The organism is Pseudomonas sp. WHRI 8519, assembly GCF_040224055.2.
Lineage (GTDB): Bacteria > Pseudomonadota > Gammaproteobacteria > Pseudomonadales > Pseudomonadaceae > Aquipseudomonas > Aquipseudomonas putida_X.
Genome location: NZ_CP167996.1, coordinates 1067108 through 1083317, shown reverse-complemented (window position 1 = coordinate 1083317; position 16210 = coordinate 1067108). Strand labels below are relative to the sequence as shown.

At 62.4% G+C, this 16210-nt stretch carries 11 protein-coding genes and 2 pseudogenes; 7 read left to right on the top strand and 6 right to left on the bottom strand.

Annotated elements, in window-relative coordinates:
* Nucleotides 1-7: 7 nt before the first annotated feature.
* From ABRP30_RS04985 to pcaR, 5 genes and pseudogenes are all read right to left on the bottom strand, one after another.
* Entirely contained in the window at nucleotides 8-1360 is a 1353-nt protein-coding gene (locus tag ABRP30_RS04985) for a 3-carboxy-cis,cis-muconate cycloisomerase (RefSeq protein WP_267821250.1), read from the bottom strand.
* A 9-nt stretch (nucleotides 1361-1369) separates the two neighbouring features.
* Nucleotides 1370-2659: an MFS family transporter gene (locus ABRP30_RS04980; RefSeq protein ID WP_267821248.1), complete on the bottom strand. Its 1290-nt coding sequence runs from the start codon at nucleotides 2657-2659 to the stop codon at nucleotides 1370-1372.
* A gap of 188 nt (nucleotides 2660-2847) precedes the next feature.
* Nucleotides 2848-4053, bottom strand: a complete 1206-nt coding sequence (gene pcaF, locus ABRP30_RS04975) for a 3-oxoadipyl-CoA thiolase (protein WP_267821246.1) — start codon at nucleotides 4051-4053, stop codon at nucleotides 2848-2850.
* 222 nt (nucleotides 4054-4275) lie between these two features.
* The gene (locus ABRP30_RS04970) at nucleotides 4276-5619 is read right to left on the bottom strand and encodes an MFS transporter (RefSeq protein ID WP_349976188.1); all 1344 of its coding nucleotides are present in this window, start codon (nucleotides 5617-5619) and stop codon (nucleotides 4276-4278) included.
* A gap of 325 nt (nucleotides 5620-5944) precedes the next feature.
* Nucleotides 5945-6770: pseudogene (gene pcaR / locus ABRP30_RS04965) on the bottom strand (pca regulon transcriptional regulator PcaR); the annotation flags it as partial.
* Between the two features lie 516 nt (nucleotides 6771-7286).
* Here pcaR and ABRP30_RS04960 point away from each other — a divergent pair.
* Both ABRP30_RS04960 and ABRP30_RS04955 read left to right on the top strand, forming a co-directional pair.
* Complete coding sequence (locus tag ABRP30_RS04960; RefSeq protein WP_012312935.1) at nucleotides 7287-7487, top strand: hypothetical protein; 201 nt, start codon at nucleotides 7287-7289, stop codon at nucleotides 7485-7487.
* A 317-nt stretch (nucleotides 7488-7804) separates the two neighbouring features.
* Nucleotides 7805-9277 (top strand): inorganic phosphate transporter, encoded by a 1473-nt coding sequence (locus ABRP30_RS04955; RefSeq protein WP_241804778.1) that lies wholly within the window; start codon nucleotides 7805-7807, stop codon nucleotides 9275-9277.
* A gap of 296 nt (nucleotides 9278-9573) precedes the next feature.
* Here the strand turns inward: ABRP30_RS04955 and ABRP30_RS04950 are convergent, their stop codons facing one another.
* Nucleotides 9574-11049, bottom strand: coding sequence for a helicase HerA-like domain-containing protein (locus tag ABRP30_RS04950; protein ID WP_349976186.1), 1476 nt, complete (start codon nucleotides 11047-11049; stop codon nucleotides 9574-9576).
* 165 nt (nucleotides 11050-11214) lie between these two features.
* Between ABRP30_RS04950 and ABRP30_RS04945 the strand changes: the two are divergent.
* The 5 genes and pseudogenes from ABRP30_RS04945 to ABRP30_RS04925 all read left to right on the top strand — a co-directional run.
* A pseudogene (locus ABRP30_RS04945) lies at nucleotides 11215-12183 on the top strand (cache domain-containing protein); the annotation flags it as partial.
* Between the two features lie 141 nt (nucleotides 12184-12324).
* Nucleotides 12325-13089 (top strand): methyl-accepting chemotaxis protein, encoded by a 765-nt coding sequence (locus ABRP30_RS04940; RefSeq protein ID WP_372490470.1) that lies wholly within the window; start codon nucleotides 12325-12327, stop codon nucleotides 13087-13089.
* A gap of 221 nt (nucleotides 13090-13310) precedes the next feature.
* Complete coding sequence (locus ABRP30_RS04935; RefSeq protein WP_241804775.1) at nucleotides 13311-14432, top strand: glycosyltransferase family 1 protein; 1122 nt, start codon at nucleotides 13311-13313, stop codon at nucleotides 14430-14432.
* The gene (locus ABRP30_RS04930) at nucleotides 14425-15189 is read left to right on the top strand and encodes a DUF2334 domain-containing protein (RefSeq protein ID WP_349976184.1); all 765 of its coding nucleotides are present in this window, start codon (nucleotides 14425-14427) and stop codon (nucleotides 15187-15189) included. Before ABRP30_RS04935 ends, ABRP30_RS04930 begins: the two co-directional genes overlap by 8 nt.
* Nucleotides 15186-16178: a lysylphosphatidylglycerol synthase transmembrane domain-containing protein gene (locus ABRP30_RS04925; RefSeq protein ID WP_267821235.1), complete on the top strand. Its 993-nt coding sequence runs from the start codon at nucleotides 15186-15188 to the stop codon at nucleotides 16176-16178. The genes ABRP30_RS04930 and ABRP30_RS04925 overlap by 4 nt, the downstream gene beginning before the upstream one ends.
* The last annotated feature ends 32 nt before the right edge of the window (nucleotides 16179-16210 follow it).

Here is a 16210-nt window from a genome sequence, read left to right as displayed (position 1 = left end):
GTCTCCTTCAGGCAGTGAAACGTTGATGTTCAGCCACGGCGCGCGCCACCCAGACGCGGGCCTGACCAAGGTAATGGGCAGGGTCGAGCAGACGGTCGAGTTCCTGTTCGGTCAGTTCGGCAGTCACCTGCGGCTCGTCGCCCAGCACAGCGCGCAAATGGCGCTGTTCGGCGACTGCGCGCTGGCAGCATTGCTCGAGCAAGTGATGGGCGCGGTCGCGGCCAAGGCGCTGGGCCAGAACGATGCTCACCGCCTCGGCCAGCACCAGGCCCTGGGTCAGGTCGAGGTTACGGCGCATGCGCTCGGCGTCCACCTCCATGCCTTCGACGATCACCTGGGCCTGGCGCAAGGCGCCTGAAACCAGGCAGCAGATCTCCGGCAGTGTTTCCCACTCGGCATGCCACAGGCCGAGGCTGCGCTCGTGCTCCTGGGGCATGGCTGCGTAAAGCGTCGATAGCAGCCCCGGAACCCGGGTGGCAGCACCGATCAGGACAGCAGCGCCCACCGGGTTGCGCTTGTGCGGCATGGTCGACGACCCACCCTTGCCAGGCGCGGAAGGCTCGAACACCTCACCCGCCTCGGTCTGCATCAGCAGGCTGACATCGCGGCCCAGCTTGCCCAGGCTACCGGCCACAAGGCCCAGCACCGAGGCGAATTCCACCAGGCGGTCGCGCTGGGTGTGCCAGGGTTGCTCGGGCAAAGTCAGTTTCAACTGTGCAGCCAGGCCCTCGGCGACCGGCATCGCTTTGCTGCCCAAGGCCGCCAGGCTGCCGGAGGCGCCACCGAACTGCAGTACCAGCAAGCGCGGACGCAGCTCCTGCAGCCGTTGACGGTGGCGCGTAACGGCGCCCAGGATGCCGGCCAGTTTCATGCCCAGGGTCACCGGGGTGGCGTGCTGCAGCCAGGTACGCCCCACCAGTGGTGTGTCGGCGTGCTGCAGGGCCTGGCGCGACAAGGTTTCGGCCAGCGTGGCGAGGTCGGCCTCGATCAGCGCCAGTGCATCACGCAACTGCAGCACCAGCCCGGTGTCCATCGCATCCTGGCTGGTGGCGCCCAAGTGCACATAGCGCTCGGCCTCGGGAACACCACTGGCGACCACCTTGCCCAGCGCCTTGACCAGCGGGATTGCCGAGTTGCCTGCCGTGGCGATGGCATCGGCAAGCGCACGAACGTCATAGCGCTCGGCCTGGCAGGCTGTCTCGATGGCCGCAACCGCGCTGAGCGGCACCAGGCCAGCAGCGGCCTCGGCACGGGCCAGGGCAGCTTCGAAATCGAGCATGCCTTGCAGGCGGCCGCGGTCAGAGAAGATCTCGCGCATGGCCGGGGCGGTGAAATAGGCGTCGAACAGTAGGTTGCTCATGCAACGTCCTTAATCATCATGGTGCAGATACGCCGCCTGTTTCGGCAGACGCAGGCTGAACAGGAACGCGATGGCCATCATCGCCGTCACGTACCAGTAAAAGGTGTTCTCCATCCCGAGGCTTTTCAAGCCCAGGGCCACGTACTCGGCCGAGCCGCCGAACATCGCGTTGGCTACCGCGTAAGCCAGGCCCACACCCAGCGCACGCACCTGCGGCGGGAACATCTCGGCCTTCACCAGGCCACTGATCGAGGTGTAGAAACTGACGATGCACAGTGCCAGGGTCACCAGCACGAAGGCCATGAACGGGCTGCTGACGGTTTTCAGCGCCATCAGCAACGGCACGGTGAACAGCGTGCCCAAGGCACCGAACAGCAGCATCGAATTACGTCGGCCGATACGGTCGGAAAGCATGCCGAAGAACGGCTGCATCACCATGTACAGGAACAAGGCACCGGTCATCACGAAGCTGGCGCTCTTGGCGCTCATGCCCGCGGTGTTGACCAGGTACTTCTGCATGTACGTCGTGAAGGTATAGAAGATCAGCGAGCCACCGGCGGTATAGCCGAGCACGGTGATGAAGGCCGCCGTGTGGTTGCGGAACAGGCCTTTGATGGAACCTGCGTCCTTGTCCTTGCGGGTTTCGGCGTTGCTGGTCTCGTGCAGCGAGCGACGCAGCATCAGCGAGATCAGCGCGGCGATGGAGCCGACCACGAACGGGATGCGCCAGCCCCAGGCACGCAATTCTTCTTCGGTCAGCAATTGTTGAAGGATCACCACCACCAGCACGGCAAGCAGTTGGCCACCGATCAGCGTGACGTACTGGAACGATGCGAAGAAACCGCGCTGGCCACGCAGCGCCACCTCACTCATGTAGGTCGCGGTGGTGCCGTACTCGCCGCCGACCGACAGGCCCTGAATCAAACGGGCGAGCAGCAGCAATGCCGGAGCCCAGGTGCCAATGCTCGAGTAGGTCGGTAAACAGGCAATCATCAAGGAGCCGAAACACATCATCAGCACCGAGATCATCAGGGAATTCTTGCGGCCATGGCGGTCCGCCAGGCGACCGAAGATCCAGCCACCGATAGGCCGCATCAAGAAGCCAGCGGCGAACACACCCGCGGTATTGAGCAATTGAACGGTGGGGTCGTCAGAAGGGAAGAACGCCGGGGCAAAATAGATTGCACAGAAGGCGTAGACATAGAAGTCGAACCATTCCACCAGGTTGCCTGAAGAGGCACCGACGATGGCGAAGATGCGCTTGCTGCGCTCTTCACCGGTGTAGTAGGTTGAGGTCATGACGGCTTTACTCCTGGAGTGTCCTAGGTAGGTCTAGACATACTTAGTAACACACTCGTTCCGCTTCCGGGCTGGCTATTGGCCTTGTGTCGCATAAGTCCGGCCCCTTCGCGGGCCAAGCCCGCCCTCACGAGGGAGGCGTGGTCCCCTGTGAGAATGGGCTTGGCCCGCGAAGGGGCCGGAACAGGTCAAACCCGCTCGATGGCCAGCGCCAGGCCTTGGCCAACACCGACACACATGGTCGCCAAGCCCTTGCGCCCGCCGCTTTTTTCCAGCTGATGCAGCGCAGTCAGTACCAGGCGCGCACCGCTCATGCCCAGCGGGTGGCCCAGGGCAATGGCACCGCCGTTAGGGTTCACCTGCGGTGCATCATCGGCCACACCCAGCTCACGCAGCACCGCCAGGCCTTGGCTGGCGAAGGCTTCGTTGAGCTCGATGACGTCGAAATCGCTCATGGCCACACCCAGGCGCTCGGTCAGCTTGCGCACTGCGGGTACCGGGCCGATGCCCATCACCCGAGGCGCCACACCGCCGCTGGCCATGCCCAGAACACGGGCACGCGGGGTCAGGCCGTGCTTCTTCACCGCCTCAGCCGAGGCCAGGATCAGTGCAGCAGCACCGTCGTTGACGCCCGAGGCATTACCAGCGGTGACGGTCTTGTCCGGGCCGTTGACCGGCTTGAGCTTGGTCAGTGCCTCGAGGGTGGTTTCCGGGCGCAGGTGCTCGTCGCGCTCGACGATGGTTTCGCCCTTCTTGTGGGCGATACGCACAGGCACGATTTCTTCGGCGAAGAAGCCCGCCGCCTGGGCTGCAGCGGCCTTCTGCTGGCTGCGCAGGGCGAATGCATCCTGATCGGCACGCGAAACCTGGTAATCGTCTGCGACGTTATCAGCGGTTTCAGGCATGGAATCCACACCGTACTGGCTCTTCATCAACGGGTTGATGAAGCGCCAACCGATGGTGGTGTCCTCAAGCTTCATGTTGCGCGAGTAAGCGCTCTCGGCTTTGCCCATGACAAACGGCGCGCGCGACATGGACTCGACACCGCCGGCAATGGCCAGCTCCATCTCGCCGCTGGCGATGGCACGGAATGCAGTACCGATGGCGTCCATACCCGAGGCGCAAAGGCGGTTCAGGGTCACGCCCGGGATAGTCTCGGGAAGGCCCGCCAGCAGCAGGGCCATGCGTGCCACGTTGCGGTTATCTTCACCGGCCTGGTTGGCACAGCCAAAGAACACTTCGTCGACCTGATCCCACTTCACACCCGGGTTGCGCTCGATCAGCGCCTTGAGCGGTACAGCGGCCAGATCATCGGCACGCACGCCAGCGAGGGCGCCGCCGAAGCGGCCGATCGGGGTGCGAATAGCGTCACAGATAAATACGTCGCGCATCAAGCTTCTCCTGCCAGTGGGCCACGGGCCTCGGCGGTGCGGGGTTCAAAGTCACGCAGGCGCACCCCGCTGGACCTCGGTTCAGGGTGCTACGTTGAGCCCAGATTAAGGAGAGTGGTGGGTCGCTGACAATCCGATAATCGACTATCAGTGCGGTTATCGAACATTTTGTCACCCAACCCACCCTCTGTTGTGGGGGCCGCAACGCGGCCCGCTAGCGCAGGCTCAGGTCGCGTCGGCGTGGCTTACCAGGCCTTTCACGATCACGCCTACCGTCGCAAGTGCAGCTGGCACCAGCAGCGCCGTCAGCACCTGCTCGAAGTTCCAGCCCAGGCCAAGCAGGGTCGCGCCACTCCAGGCGCCGAGAATCGCGCCAAAGCGGCCGATACCGAGCATCCAGGAAACACCGGTGGCACGTGCCTGGGTCGGATAGAACCGCGCCGCCAGCGAAGGCATGGCCGATTGCGCGCCGTTCACACACATCCCGGCTACCAGCACCAGCGTGGCAAGCACGGTAATGTTGCCCAGGCTCTGCCCTACTGCATAAGCGAACACGCCTGCCAGCAAGTAGAAGATACCGATGACCTTGTGCGGGTTGAAACGGTCCATGGCCCAGCCTACTGCCACGGCGCTGAGTACACCACCGAACTGGAACAGCGCGCCGATGAACGCAGCCTGCTCCATGCTTGCGCCGCTGTCACGCATCAGCGTCGGCAGCCAGCTGGTGAGCAGGTAGACGATGACCAGGCCCATGAAGTAGGTCAGCCACAGCAGCATCGTGCCCAGGCCATAGGTGCCGGAGAAGATCACTGCGAACACGTTGCGCGCCGCTACAACCTTCTGTTCCGGCACACTGAAGCTGCCGGCCTGCGCGACAACGGCCGGTGCGATCGGCGCCAGGGTCTTGCGCACCTTGTCGGTACCGCGGTTGCGCACCACCAGGAAGCGTGCCGACTCAGGCAGCCAGACCATCAACACCACAACCAGCAGCAGTGGCAGCACACCACCCACTACCAGCAGGCTATGCCAGCCGTAGGCCGGGATCATCTTCGCGGAGATGAACCCACCACCGGCCATGCCCAGGTTGAAACCGCAGAACATGCTGGTCACCAACAGTGACTTGAGGCGCTCCGGGGTGTATTCGGAAAGCAGCGTGGTGGCATTGGGCATGCCGGCGCCCAGGCCGAGGCCGGTCAGAAAGCGCAGCATCAGCAACTGGTCGACGTTGCTGGCGTAGGCCGAGGCCAGGCTGAAACCACCGAACACCAATACCGCACCCACCAGCACGACCTTGCGGCCAAAGCGGTCGGCCAGCGGCCCTGAACCCAAGGCGCCGAACACCATCCCGATCAAGGCGGCGCTCATCACCGGGCCAAGGCTGGCGCGGTCGATGCCCCACTCCTGGGACAATGCCGGAGCGATGAAGCCCATGGCCGCCGTGTCCAGACCATCGAGGAAGACAATCAGGAAGCAAAGGATCACTACACGCCACTGATAGCGCGACAGCGGTTGTTCATTTATGAAGGACTGAACGTCGAGGCAGTTCCCGACAGGTTGTGGCTTGTTCATTGTTGTTATCCAGAAATTGAGCACAGTCGAGCCACTGCACGAGGGCGACAGGTACAGGGTTCAAAGTCGAGGGAGTTCGGCCTGAGTCAGCCTGGATACAACACAACTGCGTACGGGTGCGGCCGCAGCAGCGAAGTGACAGTGGTCATGATGTGCGCCTCTTGTGTTTTTCTTGTTCGGTCGGCACAGCCGACCGCTGCGGGAGACATTAATCAGCCAATGCAGGGCGCGCAATTCGTCCAGAGCGACACTGTGCGTTTATCGAACAGGAAACGGTTGGCATGTTCGATAACAGTGCACAGCGGCGCGTTGGGCGGGGGTTGTTTCAACCAAACAACTGGTGGCAAAGATCGCGACTGGACGCCAACAGGATCGGCAAGAAGCGCTGCTCCAGTTCGCTTCGGCTCACACGCCCCACATGGGTGCTGACATTCAACGCCGCAAGCACTTGCCCGGAAGCATCGTAAATCGGTACGGCGATCGAACGCAGGCCCTGCTCCAGTTCCTGGTCGACCACGCACCAGCCCTGCTCACGCACCTGCTGGATGCACGCGAACAGCGACTCCGGATCATGCAAGGTACGGCTGGTTCGGGCCTTGAGGTCGGCGCGGTCGAGGTACTCGCGCAAGCTGGTGTCATCCATCGCGGCCAAGAGGATGCGGCCCATCGACGTGCAGTAGGCCGGCAGCCGTCCACCGACCGACAGATCGACCGATATCAGCCGCTCGACAGTGGCCGAACGGGCTATATAAAGGATGTCGTCGCCCTCGAGGGTGGCCATGTTGGCCGCTTCGTGCAACTGATCGCTGATGCGGTCCAGATAGGGCTGGGCGGACACCGCCAGGGGCGTCGACGAAAGGTAGGCATGGCCAAGCGTCAGCACCTTGGGCAGCAGCGAATAGGTCCGCCCGTCGGTCGTGGCGTAGCCGAGCTTGATCAAGGTATGCAGACAACGACGCACCGCCGCTCGCGGGATCTCGGTGCGGTGGCTGATCTGAGCGATGGTCAGGTGGCGCTTGCGCTCCTGGAATGCCTGGATCACGGCAAGCCCCCGCGCCAGCGAGGTCATGAAGTCCGGATCACCGGTAAATGCCTGAATACGCTTGGCTGGCGAGGCCACGATTGGCGGCGCCAAGGCAGGGGTGCTCTGGCGTGCCGACTCAGGGCTGGCAGATTCGTTGGCCGGGATTTCGTCACTCATCGCTCACCTCAAAAAATTCGCTGCTTCGTGCGATTATCGAACAAGCGGCCGATAATCGCAATTGACCGCTGACACGTTTGCTTATACCTTTCTACTGCCACTTGTGGCTTCTTTGGAGAGACTGGTCAGGTACCCACCGTAGAAGTCCCCAGGCAACGGCCTCGCCTTTGTGCGAGGCCGTTTTTATTTCCCTGCTGGCACCCGAACCGCAGCGAACTTTCCATGCGCCGGCCGTTCAAACTTTGCACAAGCAGCCATTACCCGCAACTTGAACAAAGGGTTGTAAGCGCTGGGTAAATTACGCTGGCTGGCGTTTTATCGATTGCTATAATCCAACCGGCTGGCCCGGTTCGATATTCGGGCAGGGCACTTACCGCCTACCTTTATCCGACGACCAGCACGCCCAGTGCATGGGCAACGTGCATGTGCACGCATTACCGGCCACTTTTTACATTCAGGTACTACTGTGACGAAAGATGAACTGCGCGCGGAACTGGAGCGCCAGGCTGAACGTTACAAGGAAGTTTACGGTGGTGAAGTCACCACTTACGCCGCTCAACCGGAACCGGAGCGCAAACCTTGGCGCAAGCGGGCCACGGTCCAGGACCAGGCCTTCAACCAGGAACTGGAAAAGATGGAGAAAGAGTTGCGCAACGAAGACACCTGAGCCGTTTGCCGCAGGCAATCGCATTCGCGGTCAGGGGCGGCGCTCGGGACAAAGATCGTTACCGAACAGCCACTCATGAAATGGAATTACACAAATTTCATACAGCCGTTTGAATCCTGAATGACGAGTCCATTTTGCAGGAATACCCTGGATTTCGGCGTTTTTTGTGATTTTTAGCGCAGATTTCTGCGCTTTACGCCGTGGGTAACCGGGCTAGGGGGGCGCGCAAAAGGCTGCCATCGGTCAGCTGCGGGTGCATCGATTGCAAAGGTTTTCTGGCATAATCCCGCCCCCCAAATGACCGCCAGACAACCTTCATGATCGATTTATTCAGCGGACTGGATGCCTGGGTATTGGTGAGCCTGCTGCTTGCCCTGACCTTCGTGCTCGCATTCGAGTTCATCAATGGCTTTCATGACACCGCCAACGCGGTAGCCACCGTCATCTATACCAAAGCCATGCCACCACACCTGGCCGTGTTCTTCTCCGGGGTGTTCAACTTCCTTGGCGTTCTGCTGGGCGGTGTCGGGGTGGCTTACGCCATCGTTCACCTGCTGCCGGTGGAGCTGCTGATCAATGTGAACACCGGGCATGGCCTGGCCATGGTCTTCTCGTTGCTGGCTGCGGCCATCACCTGGAACCTGGGCACCTGGTATTTCGGCATCCCGGCCTCGAGCTCGCACACCTTGATCGGTTCGATCCTGGGCGTGGGCCTGGCCAATGCCCTGATCAGCGACATTCCCTTGGGTGACGGCGTCAACTGGCAGAAGGCGATCGACATCGCCATGTCGTTGGTCATTTCGCCCATGGCCGGCTTCGCTGTCGCTGCGCTGTTGCTGCTCGGCTTGAAATGGTGGCGTCCGCTGTCGAAGATGCACAAGACACCAGAGCAACGCCGCAAGCTCGACGACAAGAAGCACCCGCCCTTCTGGAACCGCCTAGTGCTGGTGATTTCGGCCATGGGCGTGAGCTTCGTGCACGGCTCCAACGACGGCCAGAAGGGCATCGGCCTGATCATGCTGGTGCTGATCGGCATTGTTCCGGCCAAGTTCGTACTGGACCTGAACAGCACCACTTACCAGATCGAACGCACCCGCGACGCAACGATGCACCTTAGCCAGTTCTACCAGCGCAACGCCGCCACACTTGGCGAGTTCCTGGCACTGGGCAAGGCGCAGGCCAGCGACCTTCCGGAGCAGTTCAGCTGCAACCCGCAGCAGACCGAACCTACCATCGCGGCATTGCAATCCTCGCTTCAGGGCGTTACCGATTACCGTGCCCTTGACGCCGAAAAGCGCGTGGAAGTGCGCCGCTACCTGCTGTGCCTGGATGATACGGCGAAGAAGGTTGGCAAGCTGCCAGGGCTGGAGGCGCGTGAAAAGTCCGACCTCGACAAGTTGCGCAAAGACCTCACCGCCACCACCGAATATGCCCCGTTCTGGGTAATCGTTGCCGTCGCCCTGGCGCTGGGCCTGGGCACCATGGTCGGCTGGAAACGCGTTGTACTGACCGTAGGCGAGAAGATCGGCAAACAGGGCATGACCTATGCCCAGGGCATGTCGGCGCAGATCACCGCAGCCTGCGCCATTGGCATGGCCAACGTGTTCGCCCTGCCGGTTTCGACGACCCATGTGTTGTCGTCCGGTGTGGCCGGCACCATGGTTGCCAACAAGAGTGGCCTGCAAGGCGGCACGGTGAAGACCATCCTGCTGGCCTGGGTATTGACCCTGCCTGCGACGATGGGCCTGGCGGCTGGCTTGTTCTGGCTGGCATCCAAGGCAATCGGCTGAACCTTGGCAGTGCAGTGAAAAGGGCCGCGTTGCGGCCCATCGCCGGCAAGCCGGCTCCCACAGGGTGGGCTGTGCAGTTCTTGAGGTCTGCGCTGTACCTGTTAGAGCCGGCTTGCCAACGACGGGCGGCTTAGCCCTCTATGGGAGCACCTGCCTTGCTCAGCTTCTAAAAGCTGGCGCGATCCCTGTGGGAGCTGGCTTGCCGGCGATGGGCCGCAAAGCGGCCCCATTTACCCGGGCTGACCAACACCACCCCTCAAGCGGCTTTTAATGCACAGAAGCCAGCATCACCACCGCTAACGCTTCTTGCCCCCAAGCAACGACCCCATCAACCCCCGCACCAGTTGGCGCCCTAACTGATTGGCCGCCTGACGCACAGCCGACTTGATCGCCTGCCCCGCTGCGCTCTGCAAGAAGTCCCCAGCCTTGTCCACCAAGCTGTCTTCATCCGCCTGGGGCGCCGGTACCGGCTCCGCCGGCTCGCCTTTGCGCCGGGCCAGCATTTCATACGCCGACTCACGGTCGATCGGCTTGTCATAGCGCCCCGCCAACGGCGACCCGGCTATCAGCGCACTACGCTCGCCCGCACTCAACGGCCCGATTCGCGATTGCGGCGGTGCGATCAAGACTCGCTGCACCATCGCCGGCGTCCCCCGTTCTTCAAGCGTCCCTACCAGCGCCTCGCCAATCCCAAGCTCGGTCAGCACTGCCAGAGTGTCGAATGCCGGGTTCGGGCGAAAGCCGTCTGCCACGGCCCGCAGCGACTTCTGCTCCTTGGCGGTAAACGCCCGTAACCCATGCTGTATGCGCAACCCCAATTGGGCCAGCACGCTGTCGGGCAGATCGCCAGGCGACTGGGTGACAAAGAACACCCCCACGCCCTTGGAGCGGATGAGCCGAACCACCTGTTCCAAGCGATCCTGCAGCGCTTTCGGGGTGCCGTTGAACAGTAGATGGGCTTCGTCGAAAAACAGCGCAAGCACCGGCTTGTCGGCATCGCCTCGCTCCGGCAATTGCTCGAACAGTTCGGCCAGCAGCCACAGCAGGAAGGTGGCGTACACCTTCGGCGCCTCATGCACCAAGCGGCTGGCATCGAGCAGGTGGATTCGCCCACGACCATCAGCGTCCGTGCGCAGCAGGTCCTCCAGTTGCAATGCCGGCTCACCGAACAGCGCCTCGGCGCCCTGCTGCTCCAACGTTGCCAAACGACGCAACAATGCCTGGGTCGAACCGGTGGTCATCAGTGCACTGTCTTCGCCCAGCAACTGGGGATTGTCTTTAAGGTGTGCCAGCAGCGCCTTGAGGTCCTTGAGATCGAGCAGCAGCAACCCGTCACGGTCGGCCACCTTGAATGCGGCATACAACGCTGCCTGCTGGCTGTCGGTCAGTTCAAGCAGGTTGCCAAGCAACAGCGGCCCCATCTCACTCAGGGTGGTGCGCAGCGGGTGCCCGGACTGCCCGGCGATATCCCAAAGGCTCAACGGGTAGGCTTGCGCCCGGTACCCCAGCCAAGGCATGCCGGCAATGCGCTCGGCCACCTTGCCCTGGGGCGCTGCCGCCGCACCGACACCGCACAGGTCACCTTTGACATCGGCCGCGAACACCGCCACACCGGCATCACTGAACGCTTCCGCCAGGTGTTGCAAGGTCACGGTCTTGCCGGTACCGGTGGCACCAGCGACCAGGCCATGGCGGTTAGCCAGGCGCATGGCTTGGGTCACAGGCTGGCCATCCGGGCCAGCACCTACAACTATCGTCGAGTTTTCCGACATCTTTTTAATCCCCTGCTCAAGCTCGACCACCCATCAGCCGATAGCTCTGGATGATATTCGCCTTTGAAGACAGAACACCCCTGAAAGGACTTACGGGATGTTGCACTGTTTTAAGCGGTACTCGTGCGAACGCCCGATAAAAACCTTAGCGGAACCGATCACGCCATGAACAAAAGCCTTCGTTTCAGCCACAAGATTCTTTTGGCCGCATCACTGATCGTGATACTCGCCTTTAGCCTGTTCACCCTCTACAACGACTATCTCCAGCGTAATGCCATCCGTGAAAACCTGGAGAATTATCTGGCTGAAATGGGCGCCTCCACTTCGAACAACATTCGCAACCTGTTCGAAGGCCGGATAAAGCTGGTTGAAAACCTGGCGCAGAACATCGCCCAGCAACCTGCCAGCGCAGAAACGCTGATGGGCCAGAGTGCCCTGACTTCAAGCTTTTTGACCGTCTACCTGGGCAAGGTCGATGGCGGCTTCAGCGTGCGCCCCGACTCGAAGATGCCGGATGGCTACGACCCCCGCACCCGTCCCTGGTACAAGGATGGCATGAACGCCACGGGCGCCATCCTCACCGAGCCCTACATCGACATGACCACCAACCAGATGGTCATCGGCATCCTCAGCAAAGTGTCCGCGGGTGTCGGCGTGGTCGGCGGCGACCTGGCGCTGGACGGCCTGGTGCAGATCATCAACTCGCTGAATTTTGGCGGCATGGGCTACGCCTTCCTGGTCAACGATCAAGGCAAGATTCTGGTGCACCCTGACAAGGCACTGGTCATGAAATCGTTGTCGGACCTGTTCCCGCAGCACACGCCAAAACTGACGGGCGAGCTGACTGAAATCGAAGCCGATGGCCAGACCCGCCTACTGACCTTCACCCCGATCAAGGGCCTGCCATCGGCGAACTGGTACATCGGCCTGTCCGTGGACAAGGACAAAGCCTTTGCCATGCTCAGCAACTTCCGTACTTCGGCAGTGATCGCCACGGTGGTGGCGGTCGTGATCATCATCGGTTTGCTGGGCCTGCTGATCCGCGTGCTGATGCAGCCTTTGCTCACCATGACCCGCGCCATGGAAGACATCGCCGAAGGTGAAGGCGACCTGACCAAACGCTTGAAAATTCACCAGCAGGATGAGTTCGGCATCCTCGGCACTGCCTTCAACCGCTTCGTCGAGCGCATCCACGGCTCGATCCGCGAGGTGTCCTCGGCCACCGAGCAGGTCAACGAGGTGGCGCTGCGCGTGATCAGCGCCTCCAACTCGTCGATGACCAACTCCGACGAGCAGTCCAACCGCACCAACAGCGTTGCCGCGGCCATCAATGAACTGGGTGCCGCCGCCCAGGAAATCGCCGGCAATGCCGCCCAGGCTTCGCAGCATGCAAGTTCTGCACGGCTGCTGGCAGAAGAAGGTCAGCAGGTAGTGACGCGCAATATCGAGGCGATGAATCGCCTGTCGGACCTGATCGTCACGTCCAGCGCGCACATCGAAACGCTCAACAGCAAGACGGTGAACATCGGCCAGATCCTCGAAGTGATCACCAGCATCTCCCAGCAGACCAACCTGCTGGCGCTGAACGCTGCCATCGAGGCCGCACGGGCGGGTGAAGCCGGGCGTGGTTTTGCCGTGGTCGCCGACGAAGTCCGCAATCTGGCGCACCGTACCCAAGAGTCGGCGCAACAGGTCCAGGCGATGATCGAGGAGCTGCAGGTCGGTGCCCGTGAGTCGGTGGACACCATGGGCCAGAGCCAGCGCCACAGCCAGGACAGCATGGCGATCGCCAACCAGGCGGGTGAGCGCCTGGACAGCGTGACTGTACGCATCGGTGAAATCGACGGCATGAACCAGTCGGTGGCAACTGCAACCGAAGAGCAGACGGCCGTGGTCGACTCGATCAACATGGACATCAATGAGATCAACATGCTCAACCAGGAAGGCGTCGAGAACCTCCAGGCCACCCTGCGAGCGTGCTCGGACCTCGAGCAACAGGCCACCCGCCTCAAGCACCTGGTAGGCAGCTTCCGGATCTAAGCGGCAAGCGGCAAGCTTCAAGCTGCAAGTAAAAGCGGGCCATGCGCCCTCTCGCTTGTAGCTTGTAGCTTGTAGCTTGTAGCTTGTAGCTTGCAGCTTGCAGCTGCAGCTGCTGCTCCCAACCCAACCGAACAAACTATCCTTCAGGTAGGTCAATCTTTAGGCGCGTCATCGTCGGCCTGTTACAGCCCGATGACGGACCAAAAGTCGATCCCGGAGGGATGCTGATCGTGCACATCGCTGACATCACCATGTTCTACGCCCCGGCCAGCGGGGGCGTACGTACCTATCTTGATGCCAAACACCACCGTCTCGACGCCATTGAGGGCGTACGCCACAGCCTGTTGATTCCCGGGGCCAGTGCTCGCCAGGAAGACGGCATCTATCAAGTTCCGGCGCCGCCCCTGCCCTTTGGCAAAGGCTACCGCTTCCCCGTACGCCTTGCTCCCTGGTGCAATGTGCTGCGCGGCCTCAAGCCCGACCTCATCGAAGTGGGTGACCCGTACCTGACCGCCTGGGCCGCCCTTGAGGCGCGACGCCAGCTCGATGTCCCCGTGATCGGCTTCTATCACTCCGACTTGCCACTGCTGGTCAGCAACCGCATGGGCAACTGGTTCACGCCCAATGTAGAAGCCTATGTCAGCAAGCTGTACGGCAATTTCGACCGAGTGCTGGCGCCCAGCCAGGTGATGGCCGACAAACTTCGCCGCCTGGGCGTGCGCGATGTGCATGTGCAGCGCCTGGGCGTGGACTTGGCCACGTTCAACCCGCAACACCGTGACCCACAACTGCGCGCCGAACTGGGTATCCCCGATACCAGCCGCCTGCTGGTCTTCGCTGGCCGTGGCTCGCGGGAAAAAAACCTGCCCGTACTGCTCGATTGCATACAGCGCCTTGGCCGCCCTTACCACCTGCTGCTGGTAGGCTCGAACATGCCAAGCAACGTCCCTGACAACGTCAGCGTCATCAATCGATTCTGCGCGCCGCAGGACGTCGCCCGGCTCGTGGCCAGCGCCGACCTGCTGGTGCATGCCGGCGACCAGGAAACCTTCGGCCTGGTCATCCTTGAAGCCATGGCCAGCGCCACGCCCGTGGTGGCCGTGCACGCCGGGGCTTTCGGCGAGATCGTCAATGAGCAGTGCGGGCGCCTGTGCCGGGCCAACGACGGCCTGGCCATGGCCACCGCAGTGCGTGAGGTGTTCGAAGCCGGCGTGCGCAAGCTCGGGGCCCAGGCCCGCAGCCATGTGGAGCAGCATTATTCATGGGACAATGTCGTCGCCGGCCTGCTGCAGCACTATCAGGCGGTGCTTGGCCATCAACCGCAGGTACGCGCCCATGCTTGAGACCAGCGCCACGCCGGGCAGCCTGATGCTTGTGCTGCATGACATCGCGCCTGAGACCTGGCCGGATTACCAGCCCTTCGTCGAGGCCGTCGACGAAATGGGCCATGTGCCCATGACCTGGCTGGTAGTGCCGAACTTCCATCACCGCAACCCGCTGGCAGGCTCACCCGCATTCTGCCGCCTGCTCGAACGACGCCTGGCGCGTGGCGACGAACTGGCGCTGCATGGCTTGTATCACGCCGACGACGGTCCAGCGCCACGCAGCCTGCGTGACTACTTCATGCGCCGCCTGTACACCCATGAAGGGGAGTTCTATGCCTTGAACCAGGGGCAGGCCATGCAACGCCTGGAGGCCGGCCTTGAAGTCTTCGACCGGCAAGGCTGGCCCGTGGCAGGCTTCGTCGCCCCGGCCTGGCTGATGAGCCAAGGCACCCGCCAGGCCTTGAGCCAATTGCCGTTGCGCTACACCAGCACCCCGCAGCACCTTTATCGTTTACCCGACTTCACCGCGTTCGATGCCCCAGGCCTGGTCTGGAGCGCCCGCAGCGCCTGGCGTCGTGGTGTGTCGCAGGTGGTCTGTGACTGGCAGTGCAGACGCTGGCGCAACGCTGAGACCCTGCGCCTTGGGCTGCACCCCGTGGACATGCGCCACCGCTCCTCACGAGATTACTGGCTGCGCACGCTGGACAAGCTGCTGATGCAAGGGCGCGCCCCCCTGACCAAGTCGGCCTGGCTACAGCGCCAGGCAGTAGGATGAACCGTCTGGGCTGGCTGGCCATGGCGCTGGTGATGGCCATGGTGATACCGGCCCTGCTGGGAGGCAGCGACCTGCTGCCCAGGCTCAAGGCCTTCGACCCCGCATTGATGCTGACCCTGCTGGGCATGATCCTGATGTGCTGGGTAATCAATGCCGTGCGCTTGCGCCTGCTGCTTGGCCAGCAGGGAGCAAAGCTTGGCCACGTGCGCAGCCTCGGCGTGGTAATGGCCACCGAATTCGCCATTTGCACCACCCCAGGCGGCAGCGGCGGGCCGTTGACACTCATGGCCCTGCTGGCCCGTGACCGTATCGGCCCGGCACGCAGCGGCGCGGTGTTTGCCATGGACCAGTTGAACGATCTGCTGTTCTTCTTCTGCGCCATGTTGGCAATAGCCGGTTACGCACTGTTCCACAGCCTTGGCCGCAGCCAGCAGAGCATGTTGCTGGGAAGTGCCCTACTGCTGTGCTCGGCACTGGCGGCAATCGTGGCGCTGCTACGGTACCGACGGACGGTGATGCGCCTGAATGGGCGGCTGCTGCAGCGCATGGGGGTGGCGCCTGCGCGCAAACGGCGCTGGGCGCGCAAGCTGTTGCACTTCATCGATGCCTTGGCGCAGACCTGGCAGCTGCCAAAAAGCACACTGGCACTGGTGTTCACCCTCACCTGCGCGCATTGGAGCCTACGCTACAGCGTGCTGTACCTGGTCTTGCAAGGCTTGGGCGTGGAGTTGTCGTGGATTCCGAGCTTCCTGGTACAGATGCTCTCGCTCAGTGCCGGGCAGTTCAGCCTGCTGCCGGGCGGCGCCGGGGCGGCCGAGCTGACCTCGGCGAGCCTGTTGACGCCTTTGGTGGGCAGTTCCACCGCTGCTGCGGCGATCCTGATCTGGCGTGCGGTCACTTACTACTTTTATCTGCTGGCCGGGGGGCCGGTGTTTGTCTGCCTGCTGGCGCGTCCCCTGCTGGAGCGCTGGCGGCGTCAGACGGGTTGAGCTGGCGCCAGAGCTCAGCGGCACCGGGGAAA